At 29.2% G+C, this 24,986-nt stretch carries 24 protein-coding genes and 1 pseudogene; 1 reads left to right on the top strand and 24 read right to left on the bottom strand.

Going from position 1 to position 24,986, the window contains the following annotated elements:
* Positions 1 to 430: 430 nt before the first annotated feature.
* From CSBG_RS06495 to CSBG_RS06480, 4 genes are all read right to left on the bottom strand, one after another.
* The gene (locus CSBG_RS06495) at positions 431 to 868 is read right to left on the bottom strand and encodes an ACT domain-containing protein (protein ID WP_008678102.1); all 438 of its coding nucleotides are present in this window, start codon (positions 866 to 868) and stop codon (positions 431 to 433) included.
* Entirely contained in the window at positions 840 to 1,763 is a 924-nt protein-coding gene (thrB, locus tag CSBG_RS06490; protein ID WP_008678100.1) for a homoserine kinase, read from the bottom strand. The genes CSBG_RS06495 and thrB overlap by 29 nt, the downstream gene beginning before the upstream one ends.
* Positions 1,757 to 3,223 (bottom strand): threonine synthase, encoded by a 1,467-nt coding sequence (thrC, locus tag CSBG_RS06485; RefSeq protein ID WP_008678098.1) that lies wholly within the window; start codon positions 3,221 to 3,223, stop codon positions 1,757 to 1,759. The genes thrB and thrC overlap by 7 nt, the downstream gene beginning before the upstream one ends.
* Positions 3,224 to 3,476: 253 nt before the next feature.
* A complete protein-coding gene (locus CSBG_RS06480) occupies positions 3,477 to 6,026 on the bottom strand; it encodes a calcium-translocating P-type ATPase, SERCA-type (protein ID WP_008678095.1) in 2,550 nt (849 codons plus the stop codon).
* A gap of 432 nt (positions 6,027 to 6,458) precedes the next feature.
* Here CSBG_RS06480 and CSBG_RS06475 point away from each other — a divergent pair, with 432 nt between their 5' ends.
* Complete coding sequence (locus tag CSBG_RS06475; RefSeq protein ID WP_008678094.1) at positions 6,459 to 8,099, top strand: putative manganese-dependent inorganic diphosphatase; 1,641 nt, start codon at positions 6,459 to 6,461, stop codon at positions 8,097 to 8,099.
* Between the two features lie 336 nt (positions 8,100 to 8,435).
* On the opposite strand, the gene CSBG_RS06470 is transcribed toward CSBG_RS06475, so the two are convergent.
* From CSBG_RS06470 to CSBG_RS06385, 20 genes and pseudogenes are all read right to left on the bottom strand, one after another.
* Positions 8,436 to 9,209, bottom strand: a complete 774-nt coding sequence (locus CSBG_RS06470; protein WP_008678092.1) for a flagellar hook-basal body complex protein — start codon at positions 9,207 to 9,209, stop codon at positions 8,436 to 8,438.
* Positions 9,210 to 9,223: 14 nt separating this feature from the next.
* Positions 9,224 to 10,006: a flagellar hook-basal body complex protein gene (locus tag CSBG_RS06465; protein WP_035285105.1), complete on the bottom strand. Its 783-nt coding sequence runs from the start codon at positions 10,004 to 10,006 to the stop codon at positions 9,224 to 9,226.
* Complete coding sequence (locus CSBG_RS18210) at positions 9,999 to 10,163, bottom strand: hypothetical protein (RefSeq protein WP_156804377.1); 165 nt, start codon at positions 10,161 to 10,163, stop codon at positions 9,999 to 10,001. Before CSBG_RS18210 ends, CSBG_RS06465 begins: the two co-directional genes overlap by 8 nt.
* A 38-nt stretch (positions 10,164 to 10,201) precedes the next feature.
* Complete coding sequence (locus tag CSBG_RS06460; RefSeq protein ID WP_008678086.1) at positions 10,202 to 10,717, bottom strand: hypothetical protein; 516 nt, start codon at positions 10,715 to 10,717, stop codon at positions 10,202 to 10,204.
* A 39-nt stretch (positions 10,718 to 10,756) separates the two neighbouring features.
* Positions 10,757 to 11,482 carry a FliA/WhiG family RNA polymerase sigma factor gene (locus tag CSBG_RS06455; RefSeq protein ID WP_008678084.1) on the bottom strand — a complete coding sequence of 242 codons (726 nt, stop codon included), beginning with the start codon at positions 11,480 to 11,482 and terminating at the stop codon, positions 10,757 to 10,759.
* A gap of 15 nt (positions 11,483 to 11,497) precedes the next feature.
* A complete protein-coding gene (locus CSBG_RS06450; RefSeq protein WP_008678082.1) occupies positions 11,498 to 12,139 on the bottom strand; it encodes a flagellar brake domain-containing protein in 642 nt (213 codons plus the stop codon).
* Between the two features lie 10 nt (positions 12,140 to 12,149).
* Positions 12,150 to 13,013: a MinD/ParA family protein gene (locus CSBG_RS06445; protein ID WP_008678080.1), complete on the bottom strand. Its 864-nt coding sequence runs from the start codon at positions 13,011 to 13,013 to the stop codon at positions 12,150 to 12,152.
* Positions 13,007 to 14,158 carry a flagellar biosynthesis protein FlhF gene (gene flhF / locus CSBG_RS06440; RefSeq protein ID WP_008678078.1) on the bottom strand — a complete coding sequence of 384 codons (1,152 nt, stop codon included), beginning with the start codon at positions 14,156 to 14,158 and terminating at the stop codon, positions 13,007 to 13,009. Before flhF ends, CSBG_RS06445 begins: the two co-directional genes overlap by 7 nt.
* Positions 14,158 to 16,218, bottom strand: coding sequence for a flagellar biosynthesis protein FlhA (gene flhA, locus CSBG_RS06435; protein ID WP_008678076.1), 2,061 nt, complete (start codon positions 16,216 to 16,218; stop codon positions 14,158 to 14,160). The genes flhF and flhA overlap by 1 nt, the downstream gene beginning before the upstream one ends.
* 17 nt (positions 16,219 to 16,235) lie before the next feature.
* On the bottom strand, positions 16,236 to 18,080 hold the full coding sequence (locus CSBG_RS06430) for a fused FliR family export protein/FlhB family type III secretion system protein (protein WP_008678074.1): 1,845 nt from the start codon (positions 18,078 to 18,080) through the stop codon (positions 16,236 to 16,238).
* Positions 18,081 to 18,094: 14 nt separating this feature from the next.
* Positions 18,095 to 18,364 carry a flagellar biosynthesis protein FliQ gene (gene fliQ, locus CSBG_RS06425; protein WP_035285706.1) on the bottom strand — a complete coding sequence of 90 codons (270 nt, stop codon included), beginning with the start codon at positions 18,362 to 18,364 and terminating at the stop codon, positions 18,095 to 18,097.
* 9 nt (positions 18,365 to 18,373) lie between these two features.
* Positions 18,374 to 19,147: a flagellar type III secretion system pore protein FliP gene (fliP, locus tag CSBG_RS06420; RefSeq protein ID WP_008678069.1), complete on the bottom strand. Its 774-nt coding sequence runs from the start codon at positions 19,145 to 19,147 to the stop codon at positions 18,374 to 18,376.
* A gap of 13 nt (positions 19,148 to 19,160) precedes the next feature.
* The gene (locus CSBG_RS06415; RefSeq protein WP_035285104.1) at positions 19,161 to 19,529 is read right to left on the bottom strand and encodes a flagellar biosynthetic protein FliO; all 369 of its coding nucleotides are present in this window, start codon (positions 19,527 to 19,529) and stop codon (positions 19,161 to 19,163) included.
* Positions 19,530 to 19,548: 19 nt separating this feature from the next.
* Positions 19,549 to 19,995: a flagellar basal body-associated FliL family protein gene (locus CSBG_RS06410; protein WP_008678065.1), complete on the bottom strand. Its 447-nt coding sequence runs from the start codon at positions 19,993 to 19,995 to the stop codon at positions 19,549 to 19,551.
* A gap of 1 nt (position 19,996) precedes the next feature.
* Positions 19,997 to 20,737: an OmpA family protein gene (locus tag CSBG_RS06405; RefSeq protein WP_008678063.1), complete on the bottom strand. Its 741-nt coding sequence runs from the start codon at positions 20,735 to 20,737 to the stop codon at positions 19,997 to 19,999.
* Entirely contained in the window at positions 20,737 to 21,543 is an 807-nt protein-coding gene (locus CSBG_RS06400) for a motility protein A (RefSeq protein ID WP_008678061.1), read from the bottom strand. Before CSBG_RS06400 ends, CSBG_RS06405 begins: the two co-directional genes overlap by 1 nt.
* 16 nt (positions 21,544 to 21,559) lie before the next feature.
* Positions 21,560 to 21,751 carry a flagellar FlbD family protein gene (locus CSBG_RS06395; RefSeq protein ID WP_008678059.1) on the bottom strand — a complete coding sequence of 64 codons (192 nt, stop codon included), beginning with the start codon at positions 21,749 to 21,751 and terminating at the stop codon, positions 21,560 to 21,562.
* Positions 21,752 to 21,883: 132 nt separating this feature from the next.
* Positions 21,884 to 23,746, bottom strand: coding sequence for a flagellar hook-basal body complex protein (locus CSBG_RS06390; RefSeq protein WP_242825286.1), 1,863 nt, complete (start codon positions 23,744 to 23,746; stop codon positions 21,884 to 21,886).
* Positions 23,747 to 23,998: 252 nt separating this feature from the next.
* Positions 23,999 to 24,511, bottom strand: a pseudogene (locus CSBG_RS18700) (flagellar hook-basal body complex protein); the annotation flags it as partial.
* Between the two features lie 88 nt (positions 24,512 to 24,599).
* Positions 24,600 to 24,986, bottom strand: coding sequence for a TIGR02530 family flagellar biosynthesis protein (locus CSBG_RS06385; RefSeq protein ID WP_008678056.1), 387 nt, complete (start codon positions 24,984 to 24,986; stop codon positions 24,600 to 24,602).

The following is a 24,986-nucleotide window of genomic DNA, read 5'->3' as shown; positions in this document are numbered from 1 at the left end:
AAAGTTTCCTATCTTTTCTTCATGTTTAAAATTACTATATCAAATTTCCCAAAATAAATAAAGGTTTAATTTTTTATCATTAATTTATAAAAAACAAGTAAAAAGACTATCTCTTAAAATATTAATATATCTTAGAGATAATCCTTTCTTTCACTTATTATTACTTTTCATCTTTTTATATTCTATAATAAGTATTACTGTTGTTGTTAAAAGTACCATTGAAATTGATAAAAGTATTTCTAACAAGATTTATTCTCCTAATAAACTGCTATATAATATATTGTATATATAGTGTTTATAAATATTACATATTTACCCAATAAATTTGAATAATTAAAAAAAGGCTTTGTAATTGTATAAGATAACATATTACAATAGCCCTTTGCAAGATATCAAAACTTCTCTAAAGAAGCTTTAAGCTTAATTTAAATTATTCCATAGCCACAAACTCTACCTTTTCAACATCATTTAACTTTGATAAATCTTCAAGTAAAGTTTTTAAATCACCACCAAGTGATGATATATCAATTGTTAAACTTAAGTTTGCACTTTTATTCATAGGTATTCCTTGATTGATTGTTATTATACTTCCTCCCTCTTCAGAAATATAATTTAAAATACCTGAAAGTACTCCTTTATTATCTCTTATCATCATATTAATTGTTACCTTTTGCCCCTGCCCAGTTTCTGCAAGTTCAAAAACAGCTTCTTTATATTTGTAATATACACTTCTACTAATATTAACGGTTTTAGCTGCTTCAGTAACATCTTTAACTTTTCCTTCTTTTAGTAGTCTTTTTGCATCAACTACCTTTTCATAAACCTCTGGCAAAACCCTTTTATCTACAACTAGAAAATTTCCTTTCATTAGTACCACCTTCAATTATAGTTGCCCCATTACTATCTACACAAAGCTTCCTTACATCCCAACTAATATTCTCATTTTTCAAGAAATCCTTTATATACGAAAATATCTTGGTATCATCACTTTTTATTATAGACATAATTGTTGGCCCTGAACCACTTAAAAAGCACCCCAATGCTCCTAGTGATATACATTTATTATAAACTAAATTATAATCTTTTATCAATGGACTTCTATATTTTTCATGAATTGCATCTTTACAACAATATTTTAACAACTCATATTTCCCACTTGTAAAACTAGAAATCATTAATGATACTCTACTAATATTATATACAGCATCATCAAATTTAACTTCTACAGGTAAAACCTTTCTAGCTACAGAAGTTGATAATTCAAATTTTGGAATTAATGCTATAAAACTAATCCCTTCTTTTATATCTATTTTATTGTAAATAACTTCTTTTCCTTCCATAACAGAAACAACCATACCACCAAAAAAGGCTGGAGCTATATTATCTGGATGTCCCTCAATATCAACTCCTATTTTAAAAAGTTCTTCTATACTTAATATATTTCCCATAACATAATTAGCACCTAATAAGCCTGCAACAATGCAGCTAGAACTTGACCCTAATCCCCTTGAAATAGGTATATCATCTTTAATTAATTTTATATTTAATCCCTTAGGTTTAAAATTATATTTCTCAAAACATGTGTTCATAGCCTTATATACTATATTATCTTTATTGCAAAACTCATTCTTGAATCCATAAAAATGGATTCCTTTTTCACATTCAGAAAACTCATATTCATTATATAAGTTAAAAGCTATTCCTAAAGAATCAAATCCAGGTCCTATATTAGCAGATGTTGCCGGTACTCTAACTCTTACCATATATTTTCTCCCACAAATTCCTCAAGAACTTGCCTCATATCATTAACACTACAAATATTATTGTGAAGAACTTTTTTCTTATCTAGATTTTTTAAATTAGTAGGAATATTTATTCCACAAAATTTATTTAACCTTTTTATTACTTCAAAATCATCATCTTCATTAGTGTCTATTTCTAAAGCATTTGTTATGCTTCTTGGAAATTTGTATGGACTCGCCGTTGAAGAAATCAAATATGGTGTTGTATCTCCTGTAGACTTAATGTACTTCTTTAAAACTACATAAGCCACTGCTGTATGAGTATCAATTAAATAGCCCTCTTTTTCATATAAATCCTTTATTGCTTTATATACTTCTTTTGTATTAGCATAATTTCCATAAAAGTTTTTTAAAAATTCCTTACTTTTTTTACTAATACTATATACACCCTTATGCTTTAATTCATCCATTAATTTTTTTGTTTCCTTGGAATCTCGTCCACTAGCTTCGAATAAAAGCCTTTCTAAATTTGATGAAACTAATATATCCATAGAGGGGGATTCTGTTAATATAAGCTCTCTCCTTTTATCATATATTCCTTCATTGAAGAAATCAGATAAGACTTTATTCTCATTTGATGCACATATAAACTTTGCAATAGGAAGCCCCATTTCCTTTGCATAATATGCAGCTAATATATTTCCGAAATTCCCCGTTGGAACTGAAACATTTATCTTATCCCCTAATTTTATTTTTTGCTTATTTACTAATTGAAAGTATCCATAATAATAATATATTATTTGTGGAATTAACCTTCCGATATTAATTGAGTTTGCAGAAGAAATCCTAACACCTTTTCTTAGCATTCTTTTTTTAAACTCATTATCCCCAAATATCTCTTTTACGCCGCTTTGAGCTTCATCAAAGTTACCTTTAATACCAACAACTTTTACATTGGCACCTTTTTGAGTTAGCATCTGCATTTTTTGTACTGGACTTACCCCATCATTTGGATAATATACAAGTACTTTAAATCCATCTACATCACAAAATCCTTCTAATGCTGCTTTTCCAGTATCCCCCGAAGTAGCTGCTAAAATAATAATTTCATCACTTATATTTTCTTTTTCTTTTGCTAACTTCATTATTTGAGGGAGAAATAATAACGCTGCATCTTTAAATGCAGCTGTTGGCCCATGATATAGTTCTAAAAATCCATTTTCCTCTATGACTTTAAATCGATTTTTATATGCTTTATCTACTGCAAATTTGATTTCTTCAAAAGTAAAATCTGTAAAAAACTCTTTAATAATTTCAAAAGAAATTTCTTCATATTTGAGACTTTTTTTGTTTTTTATCTTTTCATATAAGTTAGGAAATTCTTCTGGAACATATAACCCACCATCACTAGAAATTCCATTTATAATTGCTTTTGAAGAAGATATATCAAATTCTCCTCCTCTGGTACTAATAAACCTCATAAAATCACCCCAAGCTTTGGTTTATCACCTTTACCAATATATTATCATGTTCTTAAATTAAATACAAGTGTTTCTGTGTGATAAACATATTTTTCACAAAAAAATATAGGAGTTTTTAACCACCCCTATATTTTAATTCATATTTTTCTATATACATACTTTAATTAGTACTCTAGCTAATTAATAATAGCATAATAATAAATACCTATTTACTTATTCAATTAAAATAATAAATTAAAATCATATCTATTTACTATTTTTTTGATCTTATAAATAAATATACACTATTTATTAGGAAAATTATTCCTGAGTAGAATAACACTATTGCCCATTGTCCAAGCTTTAAAGGAACAGTGTTAAATATACCTGATAAAAATGGCACATATAGTATTGCACATACCATAAGCATTGAAACAGCTACAGCTCCAACTAAATATGGATTACTAAATACCTTAATTTCAAAAATAGAATGTCTTTCTGATCTACATTCAAAAACATGTAATAATTGTGACATAACAAGTGTTATTAATGCAAGTGTTCTACATGTAGCTAAATCCATTCCATATAATCTTCCTGTCATAAATGAAAGTAAAGTACATATTCCAATTAAGCATCCTCTTACTACAATCTTTGACCATAATCCTCTTGCAAAAATTCCTTCGCTTTTTTCTCTAGGTTGTTGCATCATTATATCTTTATCTGCTGGATCCACACCAAGAGCAATTGCAGGTAAACCATCTGTTGCTAAGTTAACGAATAATATTTGTATTGGAGTAAGTGGATTAGGTAAGTAAAATAATGATGCTAAGAACATAGTCAATACTTCACCTAAGTTACAAGATAATAAATATCTTATAAATTTTCTTATATTATCATATATTATTCTTCCTTCTTCCACAGCAGATACTATAGTTGCAAAATTATCATCCATTAACACCATTGAAGCTGCTTCTTTGGTTACATCTGTACCAGATATCCCCATAGCAATTCCTATATCTGCTTCCTTTATTGCTGGCGCATCATTAACACCATCACCAGTCATTGCAACAATATTATTTTGCTTTTTAAAGGCTTTTACTATTCTAAGCTTATGATGTGGAGATACTCTTGCAAATACTCTTACATTTTTAACTTTCTTCATAAGCTCTTCATCACTAGTCTTTTCAATTTCTTCACCAGTCATAGCTTGATCGTCTGTATTACAAATATTTATTGACTTTGCTATTGCAAGTGCTGTATTTTTATGGTCTCCTGTTATCATTACAGGTTGTATTCCTGCAAGTTTACATTTAAGAACAGCATCTCTAACTTCTAGCCTTGGTGGATCAATACTTCCTGCAACGCCCAAGAATATCAAGTCTTTTTCTAAGCTTTCATTTTTTACTAATCCAGTTTCTTTATATGCAGCAGCTATACATCTTAAAGCTCTATTTGACATTGCTTCTATATAAGATGCAACTTGCTTTTTCTTTTGAGCTGTTAAAGGCTTTATAGTTCCATTTTCCAATATGTGGGTACACCTTTCAATAACTCTTTCTGGAGCTCCCTTCATATAACAAACTTCCTTTGTTCCTTCTCTAACTATAACACTCATCATCTTTCTTGAAGAATCAAATGGAATATCATAAACTCTTTTTGCATTAGATACAAAAGCTTTAAGTAAATTTACATCTTTAAAGAAAGCTTTTATTAATGCCGTTTCAGTTGGATCTCCATGTAGGGCCTTTTCTATGTTTTTAACATTAAAATCATAATTACAATCATTACAATAAACTAAAGCTTTCATCATAGTTGAATGGTTAGTTAATTGTTCCTTATCTAAATCGCAGATTTTCCCATTCATATATATTTCTTTTACTGTCATTTTATTTTGAGTTAATGTTCCTGTTTTATCTGAACATATTACAGACGTACATCCTAAAGTTTCTACTGCAGGTAATTTCCTTACTAGAGCATTTTTCTTTAACATTCTAGATACCCCTAGTGCTAATGCAACAGTTACAATAGCTGCTAACCCTTCTGGTATTGCAGCAACAGCTAATGAAACTCCAAGTAAGAACATTTCAGCTATTTCATTACCTCTAAGTATTCCAAGCACTGTTACAACTGCACAAATTGTTAAACATAATACTACTAATATTTTGCCTAGTGAATCTAATCTCTCTCTTAATGGAGATTTTTCTTCTTCAATATTATCTAGAAGATTAGCTATTTTCCCCATTTCAGTATTCATTCCAATACCATCAACAAGCAAAATACCCCTCCCTTTTAATACTGTAGTTCCCATAAATCCTTGGTTTTTTCCTCTTTTTGAATCTTTAGATACTCCAACTGATTCTCCAGTTAGAAGTGATTCATCAATCATTATTCCTGATGCCTCAACAAATGTACCATCTGCTGGAATTCTATCACCAGCTTCTAAAATTACTAAATCACCTATAGTAACCTCTATTGAATTTAATACTTTCAATACTCCATCTCTAATAACTTTACAAGTTGGTGCTGCTAATTCTTTTAATGCTTCTAAGGATTTTTCTGTTCTATATTCTTGAACAAACCCCATTACTGCATTTACAACAACTATAATAAGTATTGTTATAGCATCTGCAGTATCACCCATTAATCCAGATATTATAGTTGCAGCTATTAATACCCAAACAATGAAATCATTAAATTGAGATAAAAATATTATTACAGGCGATGTTTTCTTCTTGTGTGATAATTCATTTAACCCATACGTGCTTTGTCTCTTTTCTGCCTCCTTTGTAGATAGCCCCCTAGACATTTCTCGTTCTTGTATCACCGGTTGTCCTCCTTAAATTAGTTTCTATATATTATATTTAGTAAAATCAAAGATATGATTTTTTTTAATAATTGCTATGTTAATCCAATTATTTTTTAATTTTTTATTTTTATAAGCTTGAATTATCAAGTTTAAATGTACAAATTTCTACGCATACTTTAAATAGATAGCTTTACAAATTTAAAATATAAATATAGAATATGTATATAAGTTACAATAAAGATTTAACATTTTAATAAAAACATTTAAGTTATTGATAGTATGATAATAAGATTTATTATTTCAGTAACTTATAAAAAATTTAATACTATATATGAGTTCAATTTTGCTATTTATTCTAATATGTATATTAATTTATATATACTGATACTTTTTATTATGTAGATTATAATTGAAACATATATATGTAAATTAACTAAGGAGGGTAATAATTTGAAAGATGTAATTTATGTAACTGGACATAAGAATCCAGATTCTGATTCAATATGTGCAGCTTTTTCATATGCTGAATTTAAAAATAAGACAGGCAAACTACCTGCAATACCAGTAAGACTAGGAAATGTTAGTCAAGAAACTCAATATATTCTTGATTATTTTGGAGTTGAGGCTCCTCAGTTATTAAAAACTGTAAAATTAAAAGTAGAAGATTTAGAGTTTGATAAAATAACTCCTGTGTCACCTGAAATTTCATTAAAAACTGCATGGACTATAATGAGAGATAAAAATATAAAAACTCTTCCTGTAGCTGATGAAAATGATCATTTACTTGGGGTTTTAGCTGTATCTAACTTAACTTCATGTTATATGGATATATGGGATAATAGAATTTTAGCTAAAAGTAATACCTCTTTTGAAAATATAGTAGATACACTATCTGCAAAAGAAATTTATGTTAATACTGAAAGAAAAACTTTCCCTGGAAAAATAGTTGTTTCAGCAATGAAGCCAGAAAGCATGAAAGATCATATAGAAGCTGGAGATATAGCTATAGTTGGAGATAGAGAAGAAGTTCAAGATGCTTTACTTGATCTTAATATATCTCTATTAATAATAACTGGATCTCATACTCCAACTAATAAAGTAATTGAAAAAGCTACAAAATCTAATATAAGTGTTATAACTACACCACATGATTCATTTACAGCTTCAAGACTTATAGTTCAAAGTATTCCTGTTGGATATGTTATGATTAAAGATAAATTAGTAACATTCTCAACTGATGAATTAGTTGAAGATGTAAAGAAGGTTATGATAGATACTAGATATAGAAGTTACCCTGTTATTTCTGAAAATGGTAAAGTTCTTGGTACAGTATCAAGATATCATTTAATTTCTAATTATAAAAAGAAAATTATTCAAGTTGACCATAATGAAAGAAGTCAATCTGTTGATGGACTTGAAGAAGCAGAAATTCTAGAAATAATAGATCACCACAGAGTAGCAGATATTCAAACTAGTGGTCCATTATACTTTAGAAGTGAACCTATAGGAAGTACTTCTACTATTGTTGGTAAATGCTTCTTTGAAAACGGAATAAGACCTTCAAAACAAGCTGCTGGACTTTTATGTGGGGCAATAATTTCAGATACATTACTATTTAGAAGCCCAACTTGTACTCCTCAAGACAAGAGTATTTGCTTAAAGCTTGCAGAAATAGCTGGAATAAATGTAGAAGAATTTGCTAAAGAAATGTTTAAAGCTGGTACTTCATTAAAAGGAAAAACAGTAGAACAAATCTTTAACCAAGACTTCAAACCATTTGGAATTGAAGATACAAGGGTTGGTATAGCTCAAGTAAATACAATGGATATCGAAGGATTTATGCCACTTAAAGATGAAATGTTAGCCTATATGAATACTAAAGCAAAAGAAGCTAACTTAGATATGGTATTGTTATTACTTACAGACATACTCAACGAAGGATCACAAATACTAGTTGCTGGAGATAGACCAGAAATAGTAGAAAAAGCATTCAACGTTAAATTAGAAGATAGCACTGCATTCTTAGATGGAGTACTATCAAGAAAGAAACAAGTAGTTCCACCAATAACTGCTGCAGTATCATCCCTATAATTTAGCTAGCTAAATTATTAATGAAAGAATGAAAAAGTTATGGATGAAATTTCGCTGAAATTTCTAAATATAATTAAAAAGGCTGAGAAAATCTCAGCCTTTATTTTATTCAATAATTCACTTTATCTGAATTATAACCATAATTATTTCATTTTTTCATTCTTTATTTATTTAATTAATTATGTATTATCCACTAATTACCTATTACTACTTTTCAATTGTAATTCAACTTTGCTGAATTACTTTCTTAACTCTTTCACTATTTCCCATTCTTTAATTCTTCATTAATTATTTACCTAATTCTTTCATTTTTTCACTTTTTCATTCTTCTCATTTCTATCTAGCTCTCATATTATTAATCATTCCCCACATCTCATCTGCGGTTTTTACTCCTCTTGAGCTAAGTTCGAAAGCTCTTTGTGTTAATATCATTTCTGAGAATTCAGTTGCAATATCAACATTTGATCCCTCTAATGAGCCTTGATATATATCAAAATCTGTTGTTCTTTGAACTTCTACTCCTGGTGATGGAGTAAATAAATTATCTCCTATTGATAAGAAAGCTCTATCTCCTACTGCTGTATATACTGGAATTTCAGCTACTTGTATAAAGTTTCCTTTATCTTTTATGTATACTTGTCCTTTTTTATCTACTAAAAAGTTATCTTTATTAAACACTACATTACCTTCTGAATATCCATTTAAATAATTTAATTCTAATTTATTCCCTCTGTTATCTACAAGCCTACCTCTAGAATCAATAGCTAAAGCTCCATCTCTCGTGTATGCTTCTTGTCCATTATCTGAAATAATTTTAAAATATCCTAATCCATCTATTGATAAATCAGTACTTCTTAAAGTTTCTTGAAGCATACCTTGTGAGTTATCTCTAAACCACTCTGAAGTTCTTGTACCAGTACCAATTACCGAGTCTTTATCATTAAGTGGAATTCCATTTCTATCTAAAGACTCTGTAAGTAAATCTTTAAAACCAACATCTATCTTCTTATAACCCATAGTAGTTGAGTTTGCTATATTATTTGATATTGCATCTAACTTGTCTTGATTTGCATTCATTCCTGTTTTACCAGTCCATAATGTTCTTAACATAAATTCTCCTCCTACTATTTAACTGCTCCTATTTCATTTGCAGCCTTTCCTAAAGTTTCATCAATAGTTTGTACTATTTTCTGATTAGTTTCAAAATTTCTCATTGTAGTTATCATATTAACCATTTCATTTGAAATATTTACATTAGATCCTTCTAATGCTCCTTGTGTAACCCATACTTGTGCATTATATATAGGATTTTCTCCTTTAAAATAGTTATCTCCTATCTTTTCTAAACTTCCATAATCATTAAAATCTGCAGTTGCCAAAGTATGAGTAGCTCTATTTCCTATGTAAAGATTATTATTTTGATCTAAAATAAACTTATCTCCACCAACAAATATAGGCTCAAGTGCACCTGTATTTTTATTCATTCCAAGTACCCTATCACTATTAGTATTTATTAAATATCCATCGTTTCCAACTTTAAAATTACCATCTCTTGTATATATTACTTCATTACCATTATTAGTTTGTCTTTGTATCGCAAAAAAGCCTCTTCCTTCTATTGCAAAATCAGTTTGCTTATCTGTATTTTTTATAAGACCTTGAGTAAATGCAGTATCAACGCTATCTATTTCTGCCCCTAAGCTTATGCTTCCTAATTTTTGTACTACATTATTGCCATTAACTACTTTATCTCTATTCTGTATCATAACTTCATCAAAACTTTTTATTGATAAATTATCTCCTTTAAAACCCGTTGTATTGGCATTACTCATGTTATTTGTAATATTATTTTGCCTATTTTCTAGTGATATTAATCCTGATACAGCTGTATATAGACTTCTAATCATTGCTCTCATCCCCTTTAAATAGTACTTTACATTCATCATCATAGTGCATTCCAAGACCTCTAGCCTTTTCTTCTATCTTGACACTAGAAATCTCTTTATTATAGCTATATCCAAACATAAGAATCGAAGTTAATACCATACCTATTCCTATTCCCATAAGTATTTTTCTATCTGTTAAGAAATCAAATATTATAGTTAATTTTTTAATAAACTTTTTACTAATAGTACTTCCCCCTTTCCTATGGATAGCTCTTCACATATTTTATCATCAGTTAATCCATTTTCTAAAAGTAATTTTACTTTCTCTAACTTATTGCTTTTTAAATTATCATTTGAAATACTTAAATTATTCGAAAAATTTATTTCAGATATTACATCTTCATTAAAATTATTAATAGGATAATCCTTTTGGAAACTATTATCTGAATCTTCTTTTTTTAAACTTTTTATATTTATTTTATTATCGTCTGATATCTTAGAACTCTTAATATTATTTATTGAAATTTTTAATTCCTCAATTTCTTTCTGTAAGTCTAAAACTGTTTCCGCTAAATCCTTTCGTATAGCTATTATCTCCAAATCATAATCTTTATCATTATTGGATTCTTCTCGCTCCAATATTTTATCGAATGATTTGTTTTCTTTTTTTATTGCCTTAATATTTAAAATTATAAGTATAATTCCTATTAGAATTATTAATATAGGAAGCATAACCTTTTCCCTCCTATTATGTTCAAAATAATTTACTTTTTATATATAATTAATTTTTTGCATTACTGCTCTCAAATTTCTTATTGCTCTACTATGTAACTGACAAACCCTCGATTCTGAAACCTCTAATATTTGTCCAATTTCTTTTAGTGTTAACTTCTCATAATAATATAAATTTAAAATAAGCTTGTCTTTATCTTTTAATTTTTCAATTGCTTCTGCAAGAATCTCTAATTTTTCTTTATCTTCTAAAGATTCTTCAGGAGAAATAGAATTTTTATCTTCTAAAGTTTCCATTATAGTTACATCATCATCATCTGAATAAATTATAGATTCCAAAGATATTATAGACATGTAATTAATATAGTTTTCAACTTGAGAAACCTCTTCCTCCGATATATTTAATTCCAGTGCAATTTCTTGTAAACTTGGCTCTCTCATATATCTATTTTGAAGCTTTTCAACACACTCATTATATTTAGCTAATTTATCCATAGCTCCTTTTGAAATTGGCCTACATTTTCTTATTTCATCAATCATGGCTCCTTTTATTCTTAAAGTTGCATAAGATGAAAACTTCATTCCCTTAGTTGAATCATATCTATTAATTGCATCTAAAAGCCCAACAATTCCGTAGCTCACTAAATCCTCATATTCTATATACTTAGTTTTACCGAGCATAACTCTAGAAGCCAAATATTTAACTAATGGTATATACTTTTCGACTATTTGTTCTTTATGAATTATAGGGCTTTGACATTCCATATTAATGACCTCCTCTTAAATAAGCTCTCTTTGTTTTCTCATTATTGTAAATACCGTTTTAATAATTTTTTCTCTTGTTCCATTATCTATATCATCAAAATTTATACCGCATATATATTTCTTATCTTCTGATTTATCAACTCTTATTACTTTTCCTCTTACAGATATTTTTTCATTATCATATGTTAAATTTGAAATTATAATATCTGAAACTTTAATTTCTTCTTTTATCTTAATTCGCATACCACCACCACTTAAATCAAGAAGCAATGCATGCTCATATTTTTCTTCTCCGCTAATATTTGATTTTAACTCTTCTTCCTTTATATAATTAATAACTTGTATAACATTAACCCTTACATAATCTCTTCTTTGAATCCTTGTTATATCATAAGGCTTACTTATTCTATAAAACGGTATATCTTTTTCTGTTATTCTACCTAAAACCTTATTCTTATATCCAAATACATTTCCTTTATCATCATAAAAAATTTGCTCTATTTCACTTCCATCTTTTAATGTTAAATAAATTCCATCACATACCGGAATACTTATTAGTATTTCATCATCCTTTATATCCTGAATTGAAGATTTATACATATTCTCTTCCCATAAAACATCTACTCTACAATTTATACCAAGTTCTAATTTTGCCATGACTAACCCCCTAAGAAAAAATATTAAATAATCTTTTAAATAACCCTTGAGCTCCTACCCCCATAGTTTCCTTTTTTTCGCCTATAATTTTTTCTGATATAGTTTTTATACATTTAGCTGCATCACAACTTGGATATCCTATTACAAATGGAAGCTGCTCCCTTACAGACATTATAAGCTTTCGATCTTCATATACTACTCCTAAAAAGTTTACATCTAACTTTAAAAACCTATTAACTGCCATTTTAAATTTTGAAAAAGTTTGATCTCCCTCTTTTTTTTCTAAAATCTTATTAACCACTATGCTTGCTTTATCTTTTATTTTGAAATGATCTACTGCTTTTAATAGACTATATCCATCAGTTAATGATGTTGGCTCAGGAGTAGTCACTAATATTACTTCATCAGAACATGCTATAAAAGCCAAAACACTCCTACTTATTCCTGCTCCTGTATCTATAAAAATGTAATCAAACCCCTCTAACATTTCTATCTTTTTTAAAAACAAATCCCTTTGATTTTGCTGAAGATCTTCTATATTATTAAGTCCACTTCCACCTGGCAATAGCTTAACCCCTTCTGGTCCATTAACAATAATATCTTCTATTGCTAATTTACCATTAATTAAATCTAAAACACTATTTTTAGTATATATTCCCATTAATACATCATCGTTTCCCATTCCTATATCTGCATCAAAGATTAAAACCTTTTTTCCCTTTTGTACTAATGTAATTGCTAGATTTACTACAAAGTTACTTTTTCCAACCCCACCCTTGCCAGAGGTTACTGTAATAATTCTAGCCTTTCTTTTTTGTTCATCTTGGACTTCGCCTCTTGCTAGTCTTCTTAAGCTTTCAGCTTGATCTAACATACAGTTTCCTCCCCAAGAATAAGTTTTGAAATCTCACTTTTCAGTGGGATCCTAATATCATCTGGAACATTTTGACCAGTAGTAATATATGCTATAGGCTTTTGCGCTTTCTTTATAATATTGTATATACATCCATATGAGCTAGTTTCATCAAGCTTTGTTATTATAATTTTTTCATAGCCAATTTCACTATATCCATTTATTATAGTTTGTATATCTCTATTTTTAGTTGTTCCACTTATCACCAATGCTATATGATCTGCATTTACTTTTTGCGTAAAGGCTCTAAGTTCTGATATTTGCATAGTATTTTTACTGCTTCTTCCAGTTGTATCAATTAATATTACATCACAATCTTCTAACTCACTAACTGCATTTTCCATTTCTTTTAAAGTTATAACTACTTTAAATGGAATATTCATAATTTCTGCATAAGTTTTTAATTGTTCTACAGCACCAATCCTATATGTATCTATTGTAATTAAACCAACCTTCTTTTTTTCTATTAATGCTAACCTTCCTGCAAGCTTAGCTATAGTTGTAGTTTTTCCAACTCCAGTTGGTCCTACTAAAACTACTTTACCACTTAAGCTTTCAGTACAAACTTGAATTTCATTTTCTAATAATTCCTTAAAGTATGTTTTAAATTCATCTATATTATCATATTTATCAGTTAATACTTCTTTTATTAATTCATCATCAATATCAATATCTTTTAAATATTCTAATACTATATCTTTTTCTTCTTCTTTGTTAGTATTTTTAATAACTCTATTTAACAAATCTTTTATTTCTTTTACTTCTTCTTTTATATTATCTGTATTTGTTAAGTTAATTTCTTTATTAAGCTGTTGAGATTTATCAAACTTGCTGTCCTTCCTATCATCTATTATCTTTTTAATACTATCTAGTGAATCCTTAAAGTCTATTTCATTTTTATTTTCTACATTAAATTTATTCTTTTTCTCTATCTTGTTATTTTCCAAGGCTGCTGTTACTTCAATTAATTTAGGTTTAAAATACCCCTTAATACCAGACTCTCTCACTTTTCTTTGGCTAATTATAATAGCATCTTTACCTAACTCATATCTTATTCTAGTAAGAGCTTCATTCATATTTTTAACTAAGTATTTTTTTATTAACATTACAATGATACAACTCCTTCAGTTCTTATTTCTACATCATTTGGAATTTCATTTAATGATATAACCATCACATGCGGAAATACCATTTCTATAAGCCTTCTAAATACAGGCCTTATATTAGGTGATACTAATATAACAGGTTGATTATTGTAAAAATATATTCTATCGAGAGTGTCTCTTACACAATCAAGTATTCTAGTAGTTGTATCTGGATCAACGGCTGGGAATGATCCTTGCATAGACTTTTGGGTATTGGCAGCTATTATTTCCTCTATTTGCGGGGATAAAGTAACTACTGTTATACTCCTATCCTCATCTATTACTTGGTTACAAATAGTTCTTGCTAAAGCAAATCTAACATACTCTGTTAAAAGTTCTAAATCCTTTGTAAGTCTTGAATTATCTGCTAAAGATTCCATTATTGTTACCATATCTTTTATTGGAACCTTTTCTCTTAATAAGTTTTGCAATACTTTTTGAAGTTCCCCTATTGTCATTAAATCTGGAATAAGCTCTTCTACTACCGTACTATATTTTTCTCTAGTATTGTCTACTATTAATTGAACTTCTTGTCTACCAAGTAATTCATAAGAATGTGCCTTTATAGTTTCAGTTAAATGTGTAACCATAACTGTAGTTGGATCTACAACTGTTAAACCTTTTATTTCAGCTTCTTCTCTTTGATCTTTATTTATCCATACTGCTGGCAAATTAAATGTAGGCTCAATAGTTCTTATTCCTGCTATTTGAGAATTATCTCCAGATGGATCCATACAAAGTAACATATTTGCCATAAGCTCTGATGATGCTATAACAGTGCCTCTTATTTTTATTACATATTCATTTGTTTTTAATTGAAGATTATCTCTTATTCTAATAGGTTGTACAACAACTCCCATTTCAATTGCACACTGCCTTCTAACTGAAGCAATTCTTTGAAGTAAATCTCCTCCTGTTGACTCATCAGCTAAAGGAATTAATCCATAACCTATTTCTACTTCCATAGGTTCTACAGAAATTAAACTCATTACATTTTCTGGTTCTTTTCTTTCCATTTCTGTATACTCTTCCTCTACTTTTGCAAGCTCAGCTTCTTGATTTTTCTGATCTTCTTTTATTAAAAGGTATGTAGCAACACTTCCTGTGACAGCAGCTAATAAAAATGGAAGCTTTGGCATGCCTGGTATTAAAGCTAAAAAGAACATTACTGCAGAAACTATTCCAAGTGCAACAGGGAATGCAGTAAGTTGTTTACTAAAGGTTTTACCAAAGTTATCAGAAGATCCTGATCTAGTTACCAATATACCTGATGCTGTAGATATTAATAATGCTGGTATTTGGCTAACTAGCCCATCTCCAATCGTAAGTCTTGTATATAATTCTCCAGCTTGTGCAAAACTCATGCCATTCATTACTCCAATAACAATGCCTGCTACTATATTAATTATAGTTATTATTATTCCTGCTATAGCATCTCCTTTTACAAACTTAGACGCACCATCCATAGCTCCATAAAAGTCTGCTTCTGATTGCAAATCTTGTCTTCTTTTCCTTGCCGTTACTTCATCGATTATTCCAGCATTTAAATCAGCATCTATACTCATTTGCTTACCTGGCATAGCATCTAGAGTAAATCTTGCTGATACTTCTGAAACTCTTCCTGCACCGTTAGTTATTACTACGAATTGTATAATTACTATAATTAAGAATATTATTATACCAACAACATAATTTCCACCTATAACAAACTCTCCAAAGGCTTCAATTATGCTTCCTGCATCACCTTCACTTAGTATAAGTCTTGTAGATGAAATATTAAGACCTAATCTGAAAAGTGTTGTTACAAGTAATAGTGTTGGAAACACTGATAATTGTAATACATTTGTAGTAAACATAGTTATCATTATAATTACAGCTGACAGTGTAATATTAAATGCTAATAAAATATCTAACATTAGCGGTGGTAGAGGTATTATTATCATAAGGACAATACCTAATACACCAAAGGCTACTAATACGTCTGTATTTTTCTTTAAATTAATTTTATTATTTATAAGCAACCTTATCCCATCCTTTATTATCTAGTACGTCTTTTTTCCTTATCTAATTTATATACCATAGCTAAAACTTCTGCTACAGCTTGATACATATCTTGTGGAATTTCTTTATCAATTTCTACTGATTCAAATATCATTCTTGCTAAAGGCTTGTTTTCTATTATTGGAACTTTAGACTCAATAGCTTTTTCTTTAATCTTTATTGCTATAGTATCTGCTCCCTTAGCCACAACCTTAGGAGCTTCAGTCTTCCCTTCTTCATATTTAATTGCAACAGCTAAATGAGTAGGATTCGTAATCACAACTGTTGCATCTCCAACTGATTGCATCATTCTTCTTTGTGACATTTCCCTCTGCCTTTGCTTTATTTTAGATTTAATTTGAGGATCTCCCTCCATTTGTTTGTATTCTTCCTTAATTTCTTGCTTAGTCATCCTAATATCCTTTTGAAAAAGCATATATTGAACAACATAATCTATAATTGCAATTACAACTAATAATATACATATCTTCACAAATATACCTACTATTAAAGATTTAACTTCAATTCCTAAAGTAGGTAAATATAAATTTCCAATTTGCATTATTTTATCAAAGTTATCTCTTATATATGAATACGCTATAAAAATTACTATTGCAATAAGAATTAAATTTTTTATTAGCTCAACTAGTGATTTTTTAGAAAACATATTTTTAAATCCATTAATCGGATTTAACTTCCCAAATGAAGGCTTTATAGCATCTTTCACAACTAAAAATCCAGATTGAACTAAACTTGCAGCAACTCCAGCTATCATTATAGGCAAAATAACAGGCATTATTACCATTGCTGCCTTGCTTATAATAAGAGTGTTTATTCCCTTTATACTATTTTCAGTCACTTCCATCGAACCCATATCTCCTAGAAAATAAACTACATTATCCTTCAGTGAAGACACTATAAACCCACTTAATGCAACAACAACTAATACAGTAGCTATCATTGTAATTGCAAGTCCAACATCCTTACTTCTAGCTATTTGTCCTTTTTTTCTAGAATCACTTTTTTTCTTTGGAGTAGCTTCTTCTGTTTTTTCATCTGCTCCAATTAAGAAAACTAGAGGAACAGTTGTCATTATTTTTCTAAATATATCTGGTAAGTAACTTATACTAATAACAAATAACTTTATTATAATTGGTAGTGATACTGATATTGCTAATATTCCAACCAACATTTTAACTGGCATACCAAGTATCATTACATTTATTTGTGGGACAGCCCTTGAAATAAGTCCCATACAAAGATCAGTTAATATAATTATCAATACTATTGGTATTGCAATTTTCAATCCTATTACAAAATACTTTGCTATAACTTCTATAAGTACCATCATTGTATCTGTATACATTAAACTTTTACCCATCGGTAGTATTATAAAGCTTTCTATAAGCGATTTAATAAGCATATGATGTCCATCTACTACAAAGAAAATCATTAATGCTACATAATGAAGTAAATTACCACTTATAGTCGTACTTGTTTTACTGTTTGGATCTATTGTATTAACCATACTCAATCCTATATGTACATCTATTAAACTCCCTGCCATAAGTACTACTTCAAAAGCAATATTAGAAATTAATCCAAGAACCAATCCAGTGGTAACTTCTGAAATCATATAAATAATTAAATAATAATTGCTAGTTATTGAATTTATATTTGAATAATCTATTCCTCCAAGTAATGCGAAGGAAAATATTAATGAAAACATAGCTTTTAATGTTTTCGGTGTTCCATTTGGAAAAAATATATTTGTTATAGCAAAAAAAGCTGTAACTCTTAAAAATATAAAAAACAAGGCTAAAAAGTAGGCTGTATCTATCATACTTTACCTACCCCCTAAGTAGATATTTTAATAATAAGTTCAAATATTCTTTCTGTAAAAGATACTAGTGTATGTAACATAAAGCTTGATAACATTAGTCCTACAGCTGCAATTCCTATAAGTTTTGGAACAAAGGTTAATGTTTGTTCTTGTATTTGAGTGGTTGCTTGAAAAATACTTATTATTAATCCAATTAAAATTGATACTATTAATATAGGACCTGCTACCTTTAATGACGTGTATAATGCATCTCTAACAATTCCTATTATTAAATTTTCACTCATACATATCACCTACCCTCCAAAGCTCATTATCAATGATTTAACCATTAAATACCAACCATCTACCATTACAAATAACAATAATTTAAATGGTAATGCTACCATAACAGGTGGAACCATAAACATCCCCATAGACATAAGAACACTTGCTACAACCATATCTATTATTAAGAAAGGTAAGAATAGTAAGAATCCTATTTGAAAGGCTGTTTTTAATTCACTTATTGCAAAAGCTGGTATAACAACAGTTAATGGAATATTATCTCTTGTTATTTCTTCTTTATCTAATTTTGATGTTTCAATAAATAATTCTAAATCTTTTTGTCTTGTTTGCTTTAACATAAACTCCCTTAAAGGCTTGCTTCCAGCCTCCATAGCTTCATCTTGCGTTATTGTATTTTCCATAAAAGGCTTAAATGCATTATTATTTATCTCACTATATACTGGTTGCATTATGAATATAGTTAAAAATAATGCTAGTCCAATAAGTATTTGATTTGGTATAGATTGTTGTGCTCCTAATGCACTTTTTAAAAATGAAAATACAACTATTATTCTTGTAAAAGATGTCATCATTATTATTATTGAAGGCAATAATGTTAAAATAGTTAATATTATTAATAATTTAATATTATCAACATAGTTTTGAGGAGAAGTTGATTCACCACCTACCGAAATATTAACGTTTGGTATATTTATAGGTTCAGCACTTACACTTTTATCAAAGGTGAATATTAAAGCTAATGCTATTAGCATTATAAATAAATATTTATTTTTTTTACTCATACAAATCTTCCTTTTAGTTATATTTATTCCTAAGTTTATTTACTTTGGATTTTAAACCCTTAATAGCTACTTCATATTGCTGATTAATTTTTTCTTTTTCTATTCTTTTCTCCTCTTCCAAAAGCAATATCTCCTCTTCAGATATTTCATCTATTTTTTCAGTATTATTATTAGATGAACTCATTATGTATCCCTTTTTCCCAATCTTTACTACTACTATTGAGGTATCTTTAGATATTTGAACTTTTTCTAATACTTTTATATATTTTCCTTCATTAATTTTATTAAGTCTATTTCCGCTTATTTTAAATACTAAATACATAAGTCCTAGTACTACTACAAGAGCAAATATTAACTTAATTATCATAAATATTAAATCCATCTTTTAATTCTACTTCCTTCTATTGTACTATAATATCGCTTATATATACATCTTTTATCAATCCTGATTTCAATTTTTGATTCATCCTAGTAATCATATCACCTTTTAATACAGCTTCATTTGCTGGTTCAAAACTACTAGCTTTACAAGACTTTACATAAAATATAGCCACATCTCTAAGTACAACTTTTTTATCTTCTATTTCTTTAGCTAAATCTTTATTGTTTTTATCATAACTTATTGAAAGGTTAAGCTTTACATATCTCTTTGATCCTTCATCACTTAAATTAACAAATATTTCTCCAACTTCAAAAAAAGCTTCTTCTATAACAACTGGCTGTGAGGCATTATTTTTATTCATAAAGTAATATACTCCCCCAAATGTTCCACCACCCAAAATTGCTAGAATAGCAATAATTATAATTAATTTACTACCCTTTTTCTTTTCTTGCTTACTTTCAGCCATCTTATTCTTCCTCCTTTTCAGTTGTCACAATTAAAATATCAACTCTTCTATTTTTAGCCATATTTTCATAAGTATCATTAGGTGCTACCGGATGGTACTCTCCATATCCTGCTGCACTAAATCTTGAAGGATCTTGTCCCATTACTTCTATAAAATATTTAACTACATTGACTGCTCTATCAGCAGACAATTCCCAGTTTGATGGAAATCTACTTGTATTTATGGGTCTATTATCTGTATGACCTTCAACTAATATTTGATTATCTATAGATGCTATAAGTGAATTGATTTTGTTAAGTACTTCCTTACTTTCTTCCCTTAAATCAGAACTTGAAGTTTCAAACAATACATTATCTCTTAGTTGTATTATTACTCCTCTTTTATTATCAATAATATCTACAACAGATCCTAAATTATTTTCATTAACAAATTCTTTAACATTCTTATACATTTTTTCTTGTTCTGTTAATGATTCTCCACCTTCTATATTATCTTCAGTTTCTCCTCCAATTAAAGGTACTTCCCCATTATACATGTTATATTCCATTATGCTATCACCATTTTGTCCACTCATCATTGAAGTAAAAGCATTAGATATACTTTTAGTTTTTTCCGCATCTACAGTTGCCATTGAATATAACAAAACAAAAAAAGTAAGCAATAAAGTTACAGTATCAGCATAAGTTGCCATCCATTCATCGCCTCTTAAGCCTTCAGCTTTATTCTTTTTCTTTCTAGCCATTAAATAACAACTCCTTCTCCATTTTCAATGCTGTTATTTAAATATTCTAATTTTTCCTTAGGAGGTAAGTATGTTATTAGCTTTTCCTCTACAATTCTTGGGTTTACACCTGATTGTATTGCAAGTATTCCTTCTAAAATCATTTCTCTTTCTCCAGCTTCCTTTGCACTCTTTTGCCTTAAATTAGAAGCAATAGGATTACATAAAATATTTGCTAAAAGTGAACCATAGAATGTAGTTATTAATGCTTTTCCCATACCAGATGCAATATTTGCTACATCTGTTAAATTTGCAAGCATTTGAATTAATCCAATTAAAGTTCCTAGCATACCAAATGCAGGGGCATAAGCCCCCCATGCAGCATAAATACCTGCGCCTCTTTCATGTCTATTTTCCATTTCTCCAATTTCTAATTCTAATATTTCTCTTATTGTTTCTGGTTCAATACCATCTACAACCATTTGTAATCCTTTCTTCATAAAAGGATCTTCCATTTCAGAAATATCATCTTCTAAAGATAATAGTCCTTCTCTTCTAGCTTTTTTAGAAAGGCTTCCAAACCTTATAATTATATCTTTTCCTGATGATTTATTTTCCTTAAAAGCTTGTATGAAAAGCTTTCCCATATTTTTCACTTCTTCTAATGAATATGTTATTAAAAGAGCTGATAATGATCCTCCTACAGTTATTATTACAGATGCTACGTCCCAGAAAATTTTAAGACTACTTCCAATAAGCATTCCATAAATCATTAATACTATGCTTAATATTAAACCAACTGAGGTTAATATGTCTGACTTTTTCATATAATATTGCCTCCCATTATAATCTATAAGTAACAATCTTATTTTTATATATAATTACTTTTTCTACTATCTCTTCTACGCTTTCAAGCACAATATACTTTTTACCATTAGTTAATGTTATTAAAGTTTCAGGAACCTCTTCTATTTTCTCTATATGATCGGCATTTAAAATAAACTCTTTGTTATTCATAGCTGTTACATTAATCATTTAATTCCCCTCTTCACTATAGTAAATTCACTTTAATAGATATAAAATACTTTTCCATAATTTACTTATATAGTTAGAATGCTTTGCTCAGTTTATTGAAGCAACTGAGCATGAGCAATCTATTTTGTTTTATTATCTCTTTAAGTTAATTATATCTTGAAGAATTTCATCTCCAGTAGTTATCATTTTCCCTGCTGCTTGGAAAGCTCTACTTGAAACTATCATATCTGTAAATTGTTCTGATAAGTCTACATTTGACATTTCAAGCATTCCTTGAAGATTATCTCCATAACCATTTGAATTATCATCATTTAAAGTTCCAACACCACTCTTTATAATTGCATCTCCTGAGTTAACTGATGAACTATAAAGATTTCCTCCAAGCTTAGTTAAACCTTCTGGATTCTTAAAACTTGCCATAGCTAATTGTCCAAGTGCAGCTACCCTACCATCTTCAAGTACTCCATTAATTACACCATTTTTATCTATAGTATAAGTTTTAACTCTAAGCTCTATATCTGTTCCTGGTATTCTCACCTTATCTGGAATCTTAAGAGTTTTTAATTCTCCATCATATGATTTTAAATCTTTTGTTGCATCTACAAAATTAATACTTCCATCTGAGTTCATACTTTCTATTGGAGTTCCTCCATTTGTTTCCTCTGAAACAACTCCGCCAATTTCTATTGGCTTTCCTGTTGCAGCTATTCCTTGAGCTATCCCTTTTCCTTCTAAAGCTCTAGTTAAAGCATCTTGTATATTTTTAGCTGTAATAGCATTCGTAGTTACAAAATCACCATTTATTGTAATTGTCTTTCCTTTTTCATCAATTGTAGCTGATGTCTTAGTCCCAGGGCTTATTACACCTATTTGGAACTTATAACCATTAAGTGCTGCTCCTGCATCAAATGTTAGTTCTATACCACCAACTGCAATTTTCCCTGGTGCCTTATCAACTTCTCCACCTTCAATATTATCTGAAGTTAATCCAGTGTAAGGTTTAGATGTTCCTGATATTTTAACTTTAGGCGAATCAATTTTATGAACTTTAGCTAAAGCTTCATTTATTTTATCTTCTAAATCTCTTGCTGCAACTTTCTTAGTAAAATCTCCTGTTATAACTAATTTAGGTGGATTTCCTCCTGTTGCTTCAGTATATTTTACGTTTAATGCTGGCTCATTAATATCAGTAATTTCAAATTCTAAATTGTTTAATAGTATTCCTGCTGGAAGTTCTACATTTAATCCAGCTATGTTTAATGCTTTTGGAGAGGACGCTGTAACTCCATCTTGGAATTTAATTTTATTTGTTATATCCGCTAACTTTATACTTCCTGCAACATCTAATTGAGTTTTAACTCCATTTGCTTTTAATGCACTATTTAATTTAGTTTTTAATTCTGTATTTGTAAATGAATCTGCCTTAGTAAAATCACCATTAATTATTATATTTCCATTTTCAACTACTACTGTAAGTGGTGTTCCCGCTGAACTTTCTCCTATAGAAATTGTGTAATCATTAAGTTCTCCATCAGTTTGATTAGAAAATGTAAATCCACCAACTGACAAGTTGGTTTTTGTTCCATCTTTTGCATTAACTAACTCAGCTGCTTTGTCCACTTTACCAGAAGCATCTGAAGCGCCACTTATATTTCCTAAAGTAGCCGGTGCTCCTGTAACTTTTGCTTCTTGTTTAATTCCTGCTTCTTTAAGCTTATTATTTAACTCCTCTTGTAAATCTGCTGAGTTAAATCCTTTATTTAAGAAATCAGCATTTATAACAATTTTTTTTCTACCTTTTTCAACATTAACCTCTAAAGTTTTAGGCGATATTTCACCAATTTCAAAGCTATAACCATTTAAATCACTACCTTCGCTAAGTTGTATAGTAAATCCTCCAACTGTAATAGCTTTAGGCGCTAATGCATCTGTACCACCTACAATAGCTGATGAGCCTAACCCTTCAAAAGTAATAGGTTTTCCACTAACAAACATTTGTTGTGATATTCCTGCTGATGATAATCCTTTATTTATTGCTGATTCTACTTGAGCTGGTGTTAATGCTCCTGTTGAAGAAAAATCTCCATTTACTATTATAAGTTTTTCTGCTTTATTAACATTTGCTGATGTAACAGTTCCTGGTCCAACAGATCCTAGAACTACTTTGAATCCATTTAATTGTGATCCAGGTCCAAATCTAAAATCTAATCCTGCAGTACTTACTGCATTCGGAACTTGTCCTGTTGCCTCTTGCGAACTATCATCATTTGTTAAAGAATAACCCATAACTCTAAATCCATCACCTGTTAATAAATTTCCTTGTTCATCTAATATAAATGATCCATCTCTACTATACATTATTTCGCTTCCAGAATTGCTTAATGACTGTGATGTTATATTATGTGCGCCCGCTCTATGATTTACTTCTAAAGTTCCATCATAAATTGCTGGTCCTTTACTTACCATAAAGAATCCATCACCATCAATTGCAACATCCAATTGTCTTCCTGTAGGTTGCATCATCCCTTGTGTCATAACAGAATCTATGCTTGCAAGTTGAACTCCAAGTCCAACTTGGCTAGCATTTACTCCACCTTGGTTATTAGATGGTGCCATAGCATCTGATACATTTTGACTTAGCATATCGCTAAATCTTGCTCTTGATGATTTAAATGATGTAGTACCAACATTTGATATATTATTTCCTATAACATCTAACTTAGTTTGATTAACCTTCATACCGCTTATACCGGAATACATTGATCTTAACATAAATTGACCTCCAACCATTTATTTTTTCTTGCATCTGTCATTCAACAAGAATTAAGCCTCCTAAAATAGGTCCAGCTTATAAAATTACAACACTATCTACATTTGTAAATACATTTGCCTTAGCTCTTTCTTTTTCTATTGCTGTTATTATAGTTTTATTTTCTATACTAGCTATTAAAGCTACATCTTTATATATCATTACAGAATTTTTAGAACCTTTATCTTGTGCCATTTTAAAGCCCTTTGCAATTTGGTTCATATCTACATCTGTAAAATTGATTTCTTTCAATCTCTCTGCTGCATGCTTTGATAGTGTATATTCATTGCTATCTTTATTTATAGCTTCATTTAAAATATCATTAAACTTACTTTTGTAGTTATTATTTTTCTCATTTACCCTTTCATTTTGCAACTGAAAATTACCTACAGGATAAGCTTTTCCATTTATAACTCTAAAGCTCAA

The sequence above is a fragment of the Clostridium sp. 7_2_43FAA genome, from assembly GCF_000158375.2.
Lineage (GTDB): Bacteria > Bacillota > Clostridia > Clostridiales > Clostridiaceae > Clostridium > Clostridium tertium.
This window is presented reverse-complemented; position numbering and strand designations above follow the sequence as displayed.